The organism is Neglectibacter sp. CSJ-5 (genome assembly GCF_032490475.1).
GTDB classification, from domain to species: Bacteria; Bacillota; Clostridia; order Oscillospirales; family Acutalibacteraceae; genus Hominenteromicrobium; species Hominenteromicrobium mulieris.
Genome location: NZ_JAVYJC010000002.1, coordinates 154,609 through 169,839, shown reverse-complemented (window position 1 = coordinate 169,839; position 15,231 = coordinate 154,609). Strand labels below are relative to the sequence as shown.

The window sequence follows — 15,231 nt, the reverse complement described above, 5'->3', positions numbered from 1 at the left end:
TATTTGAAAAATCGGAAGCTTGTCCGTTTCGCATTTTCTTTGTTTTCAAATGCACCTAATCCATGATCCTTCCACTCGCACATTCGCTGTGCGGTTTAAATAGATACAGAATAGGAGATAGAAAACCATGTCGAAACTCGTTATCGTTGAGTCGCCTGCCAAGGCGAAAACGATCAAGAAATATCTGGGCGGCGACTATGAAGTCATCGCTTCCATGGGCCATGTGCGCGACCTGCCGAAGGCGCGCCTGTGCGTGGATGTGAAAAACGATTTCAAGCCGAAATACGCCATCATCAAGGGAAAGGAGAAGCTTGTTTCCGAACTGAAGGAAGCGGCCGAAGAGGCCGATACCGTGTATCTCGCGACCGACCCCGACCGCGAAGGCGAAGCAATCTCCTGGCACCTTGCGTATATCCTCGGCCTTGATGAGGATTACCACAACCGTGTCACGTTCAACGAGATTACGAAAACCGGCATCACGGAGGGCATGGCGCACCCGCGTTCCATCGACCAGAACCTTGTGAATGCCCAGCAGGCGCGCCGCATACTCGACCGCCTTGTGGGCTATTCGCTCAGCCCGTTCCTCGCAAAAACGATTCGCCGCGGTCTTTCCGCAGGCCGTGTGCAGTCCGTTGCACTGCGCATCATCGTGGATCGCGAGGAAGAGATCCGCAAGTTTAAGCCCGAAGAATACTGGTCTATCGACGCACGCCTGACCGCCGAGGGCTCCCGCAGCATTTTCGGCGCATCGTTCTACGGCGATAAAAACGGCGAGATTAAAATCACGAACAAAGAGCAGTCCGATAAAATCCTTGCCGACCTCGAATCCGCCGCGTTCATGGTGGAGTCCGTCAAAAAAGGCAAGAAGAACAAGCAGCCTGCACCGCCGTTCATCACGTCCACCTTGCAGCAGGAAGCTTCACGCAAGCTGGGCTTTCAGGCGAAGCGCACGATGAAAGCCGCGCAGGAGCTTTACGAAGGCGTGGACATTGAGGGCATGGGTGCCGTGGGTCTCATCACTTATATGCGTACCGACTCTCTGCGCATTTCCGAAGACGCCGTGCAGGAGGCTGTGCAATTCATCGGCGAGCGCTGGGGCAAGCAGTATTTGCCTTCTAAGCCACGCCATTATAAGGCGCGTGCCAACGCACAGGACGGTCACGAGGCCATTCGCCCGACCTCCGTTGCACTCACACCGAAGGACGTGGAATCTTCCCTTACAAAAGACCAGTACAAGCTTTATAAGCTCATTTGGGAGCGCTTTGTCGCGTGCCAGATGGCTAATTGTGTTTTGAACACCACGCAGGCGGTCATCACCGCAGGCGATTATATTTTTAAAGCAAGCGGCTACAACGTCGCGTTTGACGGCTACACCGTGCTCTACGAAGAGGGCCGCGACGTAGAAGAAGAAAAGGGCAAAGACCTGCCGAAGCTTGAAGCAGGCATGTCCCTGAAAGTCCGTGACCTCAAGGGCACGCAGCATTTTACACAGCCGCCCGCACGCTTTACAGAAGCCTCGCTCATCAAGACGCTGGAGGAAAACGGCATCGGCCGCCCGTCCACGTATGCTGCGACCATCACAACCATCACGAGCCGCGAATACGTCACGCGCGAGGGTAAGTCCTTTAAGCCCACCGAGCTTGGCGAAGTCATTACAAAGCTGATGAAAGAGCGTTTCCCGGACATTGTGAATATCAAGTTCACCGCCGCCGTTGAAAAAGAGCTTGACGAAGTACAGAGCGGTCAGGAAGACTGGGTGCACACGCTGCACGATTTCTATGACGACTTTGAGAAGACGCTCAAAAAGGCGAAGACTGAAATGGACGGCGTGAAGATTCAGCTTGAAGAAGACAAGACTGACCTCGTCTGCCCGAACTGCGGAAAGCCGATGGTCGTCAAATTCGGCCGCTACGGCAAGTTTATCGCCTGCTCCGGCTACCCGGAGTGCAAGACCGTGCAGAAAATCGTCAACGATACGGGTGCAAAGTGCCCGAAGTGCGGCGGCAAGATCATCGAGAAAAAATCGAAGCGCGGCCGCGTGTTCTACGGCTGCGACAACTACCCGAAGTGCGATTTCGTCTCTTGGGACGCGCCGTCCGACAAGACCTGCCCGGTCTGCGGTAAGGTGCTCTTAAAGAAAAAAGACAAAGCCCAGACGCTCTACTGCGTAACGCCGGGCTGCACTTACACGTTCAATAAGGACGACGCGGGGGAGAAAGATGGAGAATAAGCAGACCGTCACCGTCATCGGCGCGGGTCTTGCCGGCTCCGAAGCGGCGTGGCAGATTGCGCAGGCGGGGTATCCTGTGCGCCTTTTTGAGATGAAGCCACAGAAGTTTTCGCCCGCGCATAAAAGCGCCGGGTTTGCGGAGCTCATCTGCTCGAATTCTTTGAAGGCTGCGCGCATCGACAGCGCCGCCGGGCTTTTGAAAGAGGAAATGCGCCGCATGGATTCTCTGCTCGTTGCCTGTGCGGATAAAACCGCCGTGCCCGCAGGCGGCGCGCTCGCCGTTGACCGTGACCGCTTTTCAGAGCTCGTCACAAAAGCGATTACGGAGCATCCGAACATCGAAGTCATGCACGGCGAAGTGACGGAAATTCCCGCAGAGGGCGTGACCGTTATTGCAAGCGGCCCGCTGACGAGTGACACGCTTGCCGAACAGATCACGAACTTATGCGGCGGTGCGCTCAGCTTTTTCGATGCCGCCGCACCGATCGTCACGCGCGAAAGCCTTGATATGGAGCACTGCTTCACGGCCTCCCGCTACGATAAGGGCGACGACGATTACATCAACTGCCCGATGAACAAAGAGGAGTACGATGCGTTTTATGAAGCGCTTATCACCGCGGAGCGCGCGCCCATTCACGATTTTGACGTGATGAACCCGAAGGTCTACGAGGGCTGCATGCCCATTGAAGTCATGGCACAGCGCGGACACGATACGATTCGCTTCGGTCCGTTGAAGCCGGTCGGCTTACGCGACCCCCGCACGGGTCACCGCCCGTGGGCCGTGGTGCAGCTGCGCACCGAAAACGCAGAAAAAACGCTGTTCAATCTTGTAGGATTCCAGACAAACTTGAAATTTCCCGAGCAAAAGCGCGTGTTCGGTATGATTCCCGGCCTGAAAAACGCCGAGTACATGCGCTACGGCGTGATGCACCGCAACACGTTCCTCGATTCGCCGAAGCTTTTGAACGCGGATTTCTCCATGCGCACGCGCCCGGAGCTGTTCTTTGCGGGGCAGATGACCGGCGTGGAGGGCTATATGGAATCGGCGTCGTCCGGCTTGCTTGCGGGACGCAACGCCGTGCGCCGTTTAGAGGGCAAAGCGCCGCTCATTCTGCCCATCACTACCATGATGGGCTCACTTGCGGAGCACGCCGCGCACAGCCCCTCGAAAGATTTCCAGCCGATGGGTGCGAACTTCGGAATTCTGCCCGTCATTGAGCCGCACATTCGTGACAAAAAAGAGCGCTACGCCGCGCTTTCCGCTCGCGCGCTTGAAGACCTTGCCGAAACACTGAAAAACGCATAAGGGACGAACGATAGAAAACCCCCGACAAGCTGAAGCACATTTCAGATGTCGAGGGTTTTTCGCTGTATTTTCAGATTTTACTCGCCGATAAACGCGTGGTGTTTACGCAGCAATGCTTGAATTTTCTTCACGTCCGTTTCCGGGAAATCGGTGTGTTCCTGCGCGGCAACGGCAGCCGCAACACCGGCGGCTTCACCCGTGCTGCAACACGTGGGCATAATACGGAATGATGCCTGTGCCTCGTGACTGCCGGAAATGCAGCGGCCGGCTGCAAGCAGGTTTTTGATGTTCTTCGGCATCAGGCTTCGATAGGGAATGGTGTAGTACGTGCCCTCTTTGAAGTAATAATGGCTCGTGCCGGTGCCCTCCGGGTTGTGAATGTCAATATCATAGTTACACGCCGCAATACCGTCTTCAAAATGTACGCAATCCTTGAGATCCGTGACCGTCAGCGTGTACACACCGTCAATCATACGGCTTTCGCGCACGCCAATCTCCGGAGCGGAGGACAGCAGCGTGCTGTTTTCAAACCCCTCGCAGTTTTCTTTGAGGAACGTGTAAAGCTCGAACATTTGGCGGCGGGCTTCGCGCTCGGCAAAGCTTAAGTCATAAAGATCGAACGGCGATCGCTTCACAATGCGCGTAGAGTTGAGGTGCAGTACGCCGTCTGCGACATATTTGAATTTCAGCACGTCTTCGCGCGGGTTTTTGATTTTGCCGTCCTCACGGAATTTTCTGTAAAGCGCGTTGATCTTCTCCGTGTTTTTGAACGCGAGGTCAACGTCTACGCCGGACATGCGGAAGCACAGCGTCATCGGCTGGCAAAGATTGTCATCCTCTCGACCGATGCGGTATGGTGCACCGGCACATGCCGTCAGATCGGCGTCGCCCGTGGCATCGATGAAATAGTCGGCCTCAAAGGTCATTTCGCCGCCCTTGCCCATGATCGTCACGGACTTAATGCGGTCACAATCGCGCTCGGCACGCAGCAGGTAGGCGTGGAACAGCACATCTACGCCGCTCTCTTCGGTCATCTCGTCAAAAACGAGCTTTAAAACTTCTTCGCTGAACGTCACGCGGTTCGGCATCAGTCCGCCCTTTTTTTCGAGACGATCCAGAATCTCGGTAAAAATGCCGTCGGAAAGCAGCGTCGTTTTGCCGTCGATTTTCGTTGTGTAGCCCATAAAGGGGTTGACGTAGCAATTTCCGGCTGCACCGCCGAGAAATCCGCTTTTCTCCAAAAGCAGCACCTTTGCGCCTTCTCTTGCAGCGGAGACCGCTGCTGCGGTGCCGGCAAAACCGCCGCCGACTACGATCACATCATATTTCATGTTAAACTCCTCCGTTGTGTTTTAGTGAAAATACGCGCCGTTTTCGCGCAGCGTTTCTCTCAATTTATCTGTATCGACCGCATGTACGTCGCCGTTTGCATTTGCGGCGAACGCGGCTGCCACACCTGCGGCTTCGCCCATTGTGAGGCACACGGGCATCACACGCACAGAGCCCTGAATGCGCTTATCGCACGAAATAGAACGCCCGGCGACGATCACGTTTTTCACGCCCTGCGGCAGCAAAGCGCGGTAGGGAATGCCGTGCGACTCGCCCGGGCCGTAGCGGGCATCATGCTTTTCACTGTCGATCTTGCCGACGGCTGCAAGCTTCGCTTCTTCGAGCGTATAGTGCACGTCGAGATAATAGCTGTTGCGGCAGATCTCGTCCGGAAAATCGGCTTTCGTAACGTAATCCTCCACGGTCAGCTTGTAATCGCCGACGATGCGTCGGCTTTCGCGCACGCCCATCACGGGCGCAGTGGCAACAAGGTACGCGTTGCCGAAGGCCTCCGGGAAATAAGCTGCGAGGGCATCGCGGTACTGCTTTGCAATGCGTCTGCCGCGCATCATCGCTTCAGAGACTGATTTCGGGTCGGTAGAATCAAGTCCGAACAAGTGCCCGGCGTTAAAGCCGACCGTATTCGGGCCGATGATGTTGTTGCACAGGTGCGTGTCTAAGATTTCCGGGAAACGGTCGTCGTTCGGCAGCAGGTGTGTAAAGCTTTTTTTGTTGTTTGAGTGTATGCCGCCATTTCTGTGCCCGTATTTCGGGTGATATAAGTAGGCATACAAGTCTACATTGGACAAAATAAAACACAAGGTGGAGGGCATCGGCTCGCCGTCTTCTTCAAACTCGTACCTTGCGCCCGCCCATACGGCAAGGTCGCCGTCGCCGGTGCAGTCGATATACGTTTTGGCGCTGTATGCCGTGAACCCGGCTTTGTTCGCCGTTACAATGGCGTGCACTTCGCCGTTTTCGGCATCCACGTCGCAGAGAAATGTGTTGAACAGCACCGTAACGCCGTATTCCTGCATCAGGTCGTCATAGATGCGTTTCAGCCCCTCCGGGTCAATCGGCACCCAGTCAACGTCGGTCGGCGCCACGTGCGGAGAAAGTGCCTTCGAGCGCTCAAAAACGGTCTCGGCAAGCCCGCGGTAAATGATTCTCTCTTTATCCGAAAACGGGCACCATGCGGGGACCAAGCCGGAAGTGCCCATGCCGCCGAGCGAGCCGGTCGCTTCCAGTAAAAGCGTTTTTGCGCCGGTGCGCGCCGCTGCGGCTGCCGCCGTGCAGCCCGAAGGGCCGCCGCCGACCACGATCACGTCGTAATCGGTATTGAGCGGAATGGAACGGGATCTAAGGGTATACATGTTGAACCTCTTTTCATCTTTAGATCAGGCAGATAAACGCTGCGCTGCTTTAAAGATAGCGAAGACAAACGAAAAAAACAAGAGGTGAATATGCAGTGCGTAGTATTTTAGTAAAAATCGATATAAAGCATCAATTTTGCTCTGCGCCGCCGATGGGGCGCTCCGCGTGGATCTGCGGGGAATCGTTGCGGGAATAGGGGACGCGGATCGTCACCGTGGTGCCGACCAGAATGGCGGAATCGATCTCAAACATAAAATCATCATCGTAATAAATGTGCAGGCGCTCCAAAATATTGCCAATGCCGTAGCCGCCGCGCCTGGTGTTTACGACGGGCTTATCCTTTTTGGCAAGGATCTCCGCCAGTTTGCCTTTATCCATACCAATGCCGTTATCCTGTATGCGGATCTGCACATAGCTGCCGATGCGCTCGGCGGAAAGGCAGATGACGCCTGGGCGGTCATCGAGCTCATATAATCCGTGAAACAGGCTGTTTTCCACGATTGGCTGCAAAATGAGCTTCATGATGGGGTAATCTGCAATAGACGGATCGATTTTCGTGATGAGCTCCACCGTGCGGCCGCGACTCAGATTCGTCAGCTCCACAAACAGTCGCACGTGCTCCGCCTCATCGCTGAGCGGCAGGAAATCACTGCCGTTGCTGAGACTGAGGCGGTAAAAACGCGCAAGCTTCACAACGATGTCCACCGTCTCCATATCGCCGTTTGCGGTCGCTTTCCAAGAGATCAGGTCGAGTGTATTATAGAGAAAATGCGGGTTGATCTGGGCCTGCAGAGCGCGCAGCTCCATGTCCTTCAGGTTTTTGCCGAGGTTATACCGCTCGTCAATCAGTACGCTGATGCGCCGCACCATGAAATTGAAGCTGTTTTGCAGCTCGCCGATCTCATCGTCGCTGTCCACGATACAGCTTACATTTAAATCGCCGTTTTCTACACGCTGCACCTGCTTTGCAAGCGTTTTGATACGCCGCGTGCTGTATTTTGCGTAGACATAGGAGAGAATGAATGCGATTACGCTGATGAGGATGGTCAGCACAATCATTTGATTGCGCAGATCTTTGACGGGAGAAAGCAGGTTATTCATGGAAGCGACCGTAAATACGCGGCAGCCGTCGAAAACGGGCGCGGAAAGACCGAACACCGATTCGCTCTGCGCCTGCACACCGGAAAATGAACCCGTTTCTTTTTGAAGCTCATGAATATCAGCCGCAAGCTCTTCGTCGGAAAGCGTCAGAGAGCTGTCTGCACCGCAAATGATATTGAGGTTTTCGTCTACAAGATAGGCCGCGCTCGGCTCGGTATAGTTGCCATGGCGCAGCATGTTTAATACATCGCTTTTCAAAATATCCACGCGCACCGCACCGAGGACTGTGTTGATATCCTTGCGACTGCGAATGAGCGTGACAACGGACAGAACCTCCTGCGGCTTCGACAGCGGCTGACGAAATGTGCTCGGCGGCAAAAACGTCCGCATGCCGTATTCGGCCAAAAGCTGTTTATACCAATCCGCATCGGAAATTTCGCTTAACGGATACGTAATGTAGTGACTGCGGCTATACCGAAACGAATCGCTGATATAAAGCCGGATTTGATATACGCCGTACAGCGTGCGCGTGGATTCAATTGTTTTGTACAACGCATTCATGTCATCGTATTCTTCGCTGAAGCTGATGTTGCTATCTTGCTTTTCCAACACCTCATGCACATCCGAAAGTTGCGCCACGGAGGAGGATATGGTCGCAAGGCGGTTAAGCTCAGATTCAAGCTCATTTTCCGTTTGCTGTAAGTAAAGCCCTGTGATCTCCATCGATTGCTTTTCGATGATCTTTGTGCTCTGGTAGGTGGCGAACATTGTGAGGGCAATGATGGGAATAAAAATAAGAAGAAAGTACGACGCAAAGAGCTTCACGTGCATAGAACAGTTTTTATACCGCAGCGCAAGGTAGGAGAAAGGGTTCATCATCATTCGCCCTCCGTGCCGGAAAAGGAGATGCTGCCGTATTTGTTGCGGTACGCACGCGGGCTTTCGCCGAAATACTTCGTGAACAAACGCGTGAAGTAGTTCTGGTTCGCGTAGCCGAGCGCATCGGCGATCTCGCCGAACTTCATATTCGTCTCGCACACAAGCTTCCGGGCTTTTTTCATTTTGGTATCCAGAATAAACTGGTTCAGTGTGCGCTTGGTGTTCTTTTTATAAAGGTAGCAAAGGTAGTTCGGCGTTACGAAGACGCGCTGGGCGATCTCACGAATGGAGAGTTCCTTATCGTAATTTTGCGTGATATACTGCTCCACTTCGAGCACGATGCGACTTTTGTTATCGAGGTTCGAGATGCTGTCGATGTGCTTTTGCAGCTGTGTGAGCAGATAATCGTGCACGACGGAAAGGCTCGGCGCAAAGTGGATGAACTCCGAAATATACTGGCTACCGTCCTGCTCATTCCGCTTGCCCTGACGGCTGAGCCAATATGCGATGGACGCGAGCGCCTCGCGAATCTGCGGAATATCCTGCTCGCGGCAGACGGAAAGCGAATCAATATAGCTGTTAAGAAAATTTGTAGCCTGCGTGAAATCATTTGCCAAAATGCGGTCGTACAGCTCGCGTTGCATATCCTGCGAGGGCACAAACGGCTTTTGGCTCAAATCTCTGTAAAAGATTACGCGCCCGTAGCCGAGCAGGAACGCGGCGCGCACCGCTGCGCGGGCTTCATCATATGCTTCGCGCAGATATTTGAAATCCGTACACAAATTGCTCACACCGACGACCACATCGGCCTGACCGCTGTCGAGCGTGGTGAAGAACGGGCTGAGCGTCACCTCCGCCGTTTTGCGGTTTAAAAAGTCCTGCGAAACATTCGCGTGCAGAATATAGCCCTTACCCGCGCAGGACATCACAAATTTACCATCGAACATGCGCGCCGCGACCGTTTGGAACGCCAAGTAGTGGCGAGAAGCCAAAAGCAGATCGTCGAGCTGATTGTCGTACGCGCGGTCTGCCATGTGCTCGCCCGCCGTATTCATCTGCACGATGACAGTCACGAGCGGCGCATGCAGATCCAGCGGCAGATCGGACGGGATCTCGTTTTCGCTGCACTGCAAAAGGGAAAGCGCAAGGTCGGCTTCGTTCTGCGGCAGATGCACTTTCTTGTTCATACACTTCTTTTTGGCTTTTTCCACGGCGCCGATGAGCTCGTGCAGTTGCAACGGCTTATAGAGGTAATCCACAGCTTCGAGCTTGATGGCGTTTTTGAGGTATTCTTTATCAGAATAGCCGCTGAAGAAAATGACCTGCAGAGATGGGTGAGAGGGCAGCACCTCATTGATGAGTGCAATGCCGTCAAGCTTCGGCATACGGATGTCGCAAATGATGATATCCGGGTCCGTATCGTGGATGAGCACCATGGCTTCCAAGCCGTCTGCTGCTTCACCCACGATGCGCACGTCCATCACTTCCCAGTTTACGGAAGCGCGTATGCCCTGGCGCGTCATCTCGGAATCGTCCACAACGATCATTTTATACATTCCAAATCCTCCCCAAAGAATCGGCCGGGGCATTTCCCCAATGCCGAAAACAAGCACAAAATGAAAATCTTTGTACGTATGGCTTGCTACACTGTCATCATTATAACAGAATTTACGGCAAATTTCCAGAACTGCGGCATAAATAGTAGGATTTTTTAGAAGAAGTCACGGAAATCAACGATAAATTAGCACACAACTACGATTTTTGATATAATTCAAAATATTCCGTTCCAAATGTATCGAAAAGGGTTCCTTTTCCCAGTGCAATTTAGCACGAAACCGCAAAAACGCACGGTAAATAATGACAAAAAACAGGAAGAAAATTCATTTCTTTTTGCTGCATTTTGCTGTAAAATAGTGTCATCAACCGAAGAAAAAGAATTTGAGGTCTTCGGGGAGGAAAGGACGGATACGCAAAAATGAAAAAGAAGGGTGGGGCACGCAAGTATTTGCAGCAAAACTTCGATCTATATCTGCTGCTGCTTCCGGCGCTCATTTACGTTTTCATCTTTCATCTGCTGCCGATGGTTGGCATTCTCATCGCATTCAAAGACTACAACATGTTTCAGGTACCGGGTGATCCGTTCCGTTCCATTTTGGAAAGCCCGTGGGCCGGCTTCAAGTATTTTGAGCAGGTGTTCAAAAAGTCTGAATTCCAGCAGGCTTTTGCGAATACACTCATCATCAGCCTATATAAGATCATCTTCACGTTCCCGCTGCCGATCATCTTCGCCGTGTTTTTAAACGAAGTGCGCAGCACGAAATTCCAGAAGGGCTTGCAGCTCATCGTTTATTTGCCGCACTTCCTTTCCTGGGTCGTCATCTACGGCGTTTTCGTTTCGTTCCTCGGCTCTACGGGCGTCATCAACTCCGTTATCACGTCGCTTGGGTTCGAGCCAGTCAGCTTTCTGATGGACAGCGGTAAGTTCCGCGGCATCCTCGTCATTGCGGACGCGTGGAAAGAGATCGGCTGGAGCTCCATCATTTACTTCGCTGCCATTGCAGGCCTTGATCAGGAGTGCTTTGAAGCGGCGGACGTGGACGGCGCGACGCGCATGCAGAAGATCTGGTACATTACGCTGCCAAGCCTGCTGCCGACCATCGTTTTAATGCTCATCATCCGCGTCGGCAACATCATGAATGCCGGCTTTGATCAGATCTTTGTGTTCTACAACCCGACCGTATACGATGTGGCGGACATTATCGGCACATATGTTTACCGCATGGGTCTCGGCAAGTTAGAGTTCAGCACCGGCACCGCCGTGGGCCTCTTCAACTCCGTGATTTCCATGATCCTCGTTCTCTCTTCAAACTTTATTGCCAGAAAAGCAACAGGAAAGGGGATTTGGTAACGCCATGGCAAAAACAACTAAAAAGAAAAACAAAATCTCTATATTTGATGTTGTCAACCTCATCGCTATGATCCTTGTCGGTCTTATCATGCTGATGCCGATCTTAAACCTTGTGGCAAAAGCATTCAGCAGCGAAGGCAACGTCATTGCGGGCAAGGTGCTCTTTTGGCCGCTTGGGTTTCAGACCGGTACCATAAAGTACGTCTTAACCACGCCGGAGTTCGGCACATCGTTCCTTGTCACCGTGACGGTCACGATTACCGGCACCATCGGCGCAATGCTGCTTACCGTTATGGCAGCCTACCCGCTCTCGAAACCGTATCTTATCGGCCGCAAGTTCTTCCTTTACATTTTCGTTTTTATTATGCTGTTCAGCGCAGGCATGGTGCCAAACTACATCTTGTTCCGCACGCTGCACCTGACGAACACCATTTTCGCACTCATTTTCTCCGGCATGTTCTCATCGTTTAATCTGTTCCTCATCAAAAACTACTTTGAAACGTTGCCGGAGGTCATTGAAGAGGCCGCCCGCATTGACGGTGCATCGAATATGCGCATTTTCTTCAGTGTGGTACTGCCCATGTCCACGCCGGTGCTCGCCACCGTTACGCTGTATTACGCCGTTGCCTACTGGAGCAACTACTTTGCCGGCGTTATGTACATCACGGATGCAAACTTAAAGCCTCTGCAGCAGTACATGTTCGACCTTGTCACGCAGGCAACAAGCTTGCAGGATTCCTCCGGCAACTTCGGCGATGTGAACCAGGCGATGAACGTTTCCGGCGAGAATATCCGCGCCGCGACTATCGTCGTTTCCACCATTCCGATTCTCTGCGTATACCCGTTCTTACAGAAGTATTTCGTAAAGGGCATCACGATCGGTTCCGTTAAGGGCTAACATTAAATTCGTTATCAAGCAATAGGGGACTATTGCATGAATAAAATTCATTCAGCAAAGGAGTTACAACATGAAGAAAGTATTGAGCGCACTGCTCGCAGCTGCTATGATTCTCTCTCTCGCAGCTTGCAGCGGCGGCACGACCACATCCTCGTCGTCTTCAAGCACCGCTTCCTCGGACAGCAGCACCGAAAGCAGCACGGTTTCCAACGAATCCGAAGCCACCGAGGACGACCCGATCCTCACAGGCGAAAAGCCGGAGCTGAAGATCCTCAGCATGTATCAGGCTTATAACTATGAGGAGCAGCCGACATGGAAGATCGATGAAGAACTCACGGGCTACAAGACCAAGTGGTATGCTCTGCCGGCGGATAATGCCGACCAGAAGCTTCTGCTTGAGATTTCCAGCGGCGCAGACTACGACATCCTGCTCAGAGTTTCTCCAAGCCAGTACACACAGCTCTCTAAGCAGAACGCATTGATCGACCTTTCCGGCATGCTGGACAAGTACGGATCCAACATCACGAGTGCCATCAGTGAGCTTGCATGGCAGTCCGTTACGAACGACCAAGGCGTTGTAAACGGTATTCCGCATGAAAACATGCTGGCTTCCAAGGAAGAGCCGTACGGTATGCTCACCGGCGGCATCGGCGTGCGCAGCGATATGCTGGAAGAGCTCGGCATGGAGTTGCCGACGAACATCGATGACTTCACCGCGTTCCTTGTGGCTGCAAAAGAGAAGTACGGCTTCGCACCGCTGACCTCCAACAAGTCCAGCGCATTCATTCAGGTCCTGCTCTCCGGCTTCGGCATGGGCGAGGCGGAATGGTACGACATCGACGGCACCTACACGCACAGAATCAAGCACCCGCAGATCACCGCGTATCTTGAGTACATGCAGAAGCTCTACAAAGAAGGCCTCATGGATAACGATATGCCGATCAACACAGCAGATAACGCCAAAGAAAAATTTGCAAGCGCCAACGCTGTTGCCTGCGCACCGCTGATGTTCTGGGACATTCCGGCTATGGTCAACGCACTGGCAACAAATAACCCGGATTGCAAAATTGAGTTCGTGACGGACCTTGCGGCAGATGCGAATTCCAAGCCCACACACTACATCATGAAGGGCGCAAACTTCGTTTCCTGTATTTCGCAGAGCTCCAAGAACCCCGAGCATGCCATCAACTGGCTCAACATCCTCTCCGAACCGGATAACTATCGCAGAACCTACATCGGCGAAGAAGGCGTTTCCTACGAAGTGATTGACGGCAACTACGCCCCAATCTTCACCGGCGACGATGCAACGAACTTCAATGCATATACGAATTCCGATAAGCTTTCCGGCATCAACAACCCGACCGTTTCTTTCAAAATGTGGCAGGCCAGAGCGAGAAAGACTCCGGAAATGGCAGAAGCTTATGAAGCGATGAACGCTCGCGTAGACGAGTACGAGCCGCTCATCTCCATCGAGCTTTACGGCAAGACCTCCCCGAAGGTTCAGGAGTATGTCACGGCACTGAATCAGGCATTCGGCGATTCCTTCCTGAAGGCGATCGTTGAGGGCACCGACCCGGATACCGCTATTGCAGCGATGCAGGCCGACTGGGACGCAAACGGTGGCCTTGAAGTCGAAGCTGCTATGCAGGAATTCTACGACGCAAATAAGTCCTACTCCGAATAATTTTACAGCCTCTCCTTAAAAATGTGATATTGTGATATGAAGAAAGCGATCCCGCCTTCTGCCCGCACGGCGGAGGGCGGGATCCTCTCCATAAAGAAAGGAATGTATATGAACACACTGCATATTCCCGAAAAGAAAATACCGGTCATCGATACCTTTGACACCGTCGTGCTCGGCGGCGGCACGGCAGGCGCTTTTGCGGGCATCGCTGCAGCTCGCCGCGGCAGCCGTACGCTCATCATCGAGCAGTTTGGCGCGCTCGGCGGCTCGGCCACCACCGGTCTTGTGCTGCCGCTGATGTCACTGCACATCAAAAATTATGACGGCCACTGCCCGCTGAGTGCAGAGCTTGTAGAGCGCCTGCGCGCCGTTGGCGGGACAGAGGAAGACGCCAACTCTTTTGACCCCGTTATGGTGCAAATCACATTGGAAGACATGGCGGCAGACAGTAACTGCGATATTCTGTATTACACCACGCTCGTGGATGCCGTGCTCGAAGATCACACAATAACACACGTGATTGTCAACAATAAGAACGGCCTTGCGGCATACAAAGCGAAGTGCTTCATTGACTGCACCGGTGACGCTGACCTCATCAAGCTCGTCGGTGCGTCGTATCAGTCCGGCAACCACAACCGCGTGAATCAGCCGGTCTCCCTGCGCTTTGACATGGCGGGTATTGACTTTGAACGTTTCCACGCGTATATGCGCAGCCTCGGCAACGACCAATATAAATACTTTGCTATGAACACGCCCGGTATGAAAGACATTATCCGCAAGGCGTATGAAAACGGCGTGCTGACCGAGCAGGACGCGTGCTATTTTCAGGCATTCGGCATTCCCGGCCGCCCGGACGGCATGAACTTCAACTGCCCGGAGCTGACGACGAAAGAAAACGTTGTGGATGCGGAATTTATGACGCAAAAGCAGCTTGAGGGCAAAAAAGCCATTATGCGCCTGCGCAAATTCCTACGCGACTATATTCCGGGCTTTGAGAATGCGTATATCACAAGCATCGCGCAGCTCGTCGGCTTTCGTGAATCCCGCCGCATCGAAGCAGAATACATGCTGACGATTGAAGATGTGCTGACGTACAGAAAATTCCCGGACGGCATTGCTGCGAGCCATTATCCCATCGATGTGCACGGCGTGGACGATGTTTCGCTGGGACTCAAATATCAGCATGACGTACCGGCCGATGAACAGTATTGGGAAGTCCCGTTCCGGGTGATGATCCCGAAAACGCTCGATAACGTGCTTACAGCCGGGCGCTGCGCGGGTATGGATTTCCGTGCGCAGTCCGCCGCACGCATTCAACCCACCTGCCGCTCCATGGGTGAGGCCGCGGGCATCGCCGCCGCAATGGCCGTAAAGAACGAAGCCGTGCGGTTTAACGAGATCGACGGCACAGCCGTGCGCCGCGAGATCCGCCTGCCGGATAAATTCTAAAAATCAAAACTCAAAATTTTTCCTCCAAATCAGCAAAAGACGTGTACCGGGAAAGCCTGGCGCACGTTTTTTG

10 protein-coding genes are annotated in these 15,231 nt (G+C 53.2%); 6 read left to right on the top strand and 4 right to left on the bottom strand.

Annotated elements, in window-relative coordinates; all coding sequences use genetic code 11:
- Positions 1-127 precede the first annotated feature (127 nt).
- Together topA and trmFO are read left to right on the top strand one after the other, a co-directional pair.
- Positions 128-2,230 (top strand): type I DNA topoisomerase, encoded by a 2,103-nt coding sequence (gene topA, locus R2K26_RS04865; protein WP_176820218.1) that lies wholly within the window; start codon positions 128-130, stop codon positions 2,228-2,230.
- Positions 2,220-3,536: a methylenetetrahydrofolate--tRNA-(uracil(54)-C(5))-methyltransferase (FADH(2)-oxidizing) TrmFO gene (trmFO, locus tag R2K26_RS04860; RefSeq protein WP_308448419.1), complete on the top strand. Its 1,317-nt coding sequence runs from the start codon at positions 2,220-2,222 to the stop codon at positions 3,534-3,536. Before topA ends, trmFO begins: the two co-directional genes overlap by 11 nt.
- A gap of 77 nt (positions 3,537-3,613) precedes the next feature.
- Here the strand turns inward: trmFO and R2K26_RS04855 are convergent, their stop codons facing one another.
- The 4 genes from R2K26_RS04855 to R2K26_RS04840 all read right to left on the bottom strand — a co-directional run bounded on the left by R2K26_RS04855 (position 3,614) and on the right by R2K26_RS04840 (position 9,775).
- Complete coding sequence (locus tag R2K26_RS04855) at positions 3,614-4,867, bottom strand: FAD-dependent oxidoreductase (RefSeq protein WP_316519028.1); 1,254 nt, start codon at positions 4,865-4,867, stop codon at positions 3,614-3,616.
- Between the two features lie 21 nt (positions 4,868-4,888).
- A complete protein-coding gene (locus R2K26_RS04850) occupies positions 4,889-6,238 on the bottom strand; it encodes an FAD-dependent oxidoreductase (protein WP_316519027.1) in 1,350 nt (449 codons plus the stop codon).
- Between the two features lie 130 nt (positions 6,239-6,368).
- Positions 6,369-8,222, bottom strand: coding sequence for a sensor histidine kinase (locus R2K26_RS04845; protein WP_316519026.1), 1,854 nt, complete (start codon positions 8,220-8,222; stop codon positions 6,369-6,371).
- On the bottom strand, positions 8,219-9,775 hold the full coding sequence (locus tag R2K26_RS04840) for a response regulator (protein WP_316519025.1): 1,557 nt from the start codon (positions 9,773-9,775) through the stop codon (positions 8,219-8,221). Before R2K26_RS04840 ends, R2K26_RS04845 begins: the two co-directional genes overlap by 4 nt.
- A gap of 419 nt (positions 9,776-10,194) precedes the next feature.
- Here R2K26_RS04840 and R2K26_RS04835 point away from each other — a divergent pair, with 419 nt between their 5' ends.
- The 4 genes from R2K26_RS04835 to R2K26_RS04820 all read left to right on the top strand — a co-directional run bounded on the left by R2K26_RS04835 (position 10,195) and on the right by R2K26_RS04820 (position 15,158).
- Positions 10,195-11,127 (top strand): ABC transporter permease subunit, encoded by a 933-nt coding sequence (locus tag R2K26_RS04835; RefSeq protein ID WP_316519024.1) that lies wholly within the window; start codon positions 10,195-10,197, stop codon positions 11,125-11,127.
- A gap of 4 nt (positions 11,128-11,131) precedes the next feature.
- Complete coding sequence (locus tag R2K26_RS04830; RefSeq protein WP_316519023.1) at positions 11,132-12,025, top strand: carbohydrate ABC transporter permease; 894 nt, start codon at positions 11,132-11,134, stop codon at positions 12,023-12,025.
- A gap of 70 nt (positions 12,026-12,095) precedes the next feature.
- Positions 12,096-13,709 carry an extracellular solute-binding protein gene (locus tag R2K26_RS04825; protein ID WP_316519022.1) on the top strand — a complete coding sequence of 538 codons (1,614 nt, stop codon included), beginning with the start codon at positions 12,096-12,098 and terminating at the stop codon, positions 13,707-13,709.
- Between the two features lie 108 nt (positions 13,710-13,817).
- Entirely contained in the window at positions 13,818-15,158 is a 1,341-nt protein-coding gene (locus R2K26_RS04820) for an FAD-dependent oxidoreductase (RefSeq protein ID WP_316519021.1), read from the top strand.
- The last annotated feature ends 73 nt before the right edge of the window (positions 15,159-15,231 follow it).

Bases quoted from the DNA above. Each gene is read 5' to 3' on its own strand.
- topA (WP_176820218.1), top strand. From the start codon at position 128: ATGTCGAAACTCGTTATCGTTGAGTCGCCTGCCAAGGCGAAAACGATC.
- R2K26_RS04850 (WP_316519027.1), bottom strand. From the start codon at position 6,238: ATGTATACCCTTAGATCCCGTTCCATTCCGCTCAATACCGATTACGAC.
- R2K26_RS04820 (WP_316519021.1), top strand. From the start codon at position 13,818: ATGAACACACTGCATATTCCCGAAAAGAAAATACCGGTCATCGATACC.
- R2K26_RS04830 (WP_316519023.1), top strand. From the start codon at position 11,132: ATGGCAAAAACAACTAAAAAGAAAAACAAAATCTCTATATTTGATGTT.
- R2K26_RS04835 (WP_316519024.1), top strand. From the start codon at position 10,195: ATGAAAAAGAAGGGTGGGGCACGCAAGTATTTGCAGCAAAACTTCGAT.
- R2K26_RS04825 (WP_316519022.1), top strand. From the start codon at position 12,096: ATGAAGAAAGTATTGAGCGCACTGCTCGCAGCTGCTATGATTCTCTCT.
- trmFO (WP_308448419.1), top strand. From the start codon at position 2,220: ATGGAGAATAAGCAGACCGTCACCGTCATCGGCGCGGGTCTTGCCGGC.
- R2K26_RS04855 (WP_316519028.1), bottom strand. From the start codon at position 4,867: ATGAAATATGATGTGATCGTAGTCGGCGGCGGTTTTGCCGGCACCGCA.
- R2K26_RS04845 (WP_316519026.1), bottom strand. From the start codon at position 8,222: ATGATGATGAACCCTTTCTCCTACCTTGCGCTGCGGTATAAAAACTGT.
- R2K26_RS04840 (WP_316519025.1), bottom strand. From the start codon at position 9,775: ATGTATAAAATGATCGTTGTGGACGATTCCGAGATGACGCGCCAGGGC.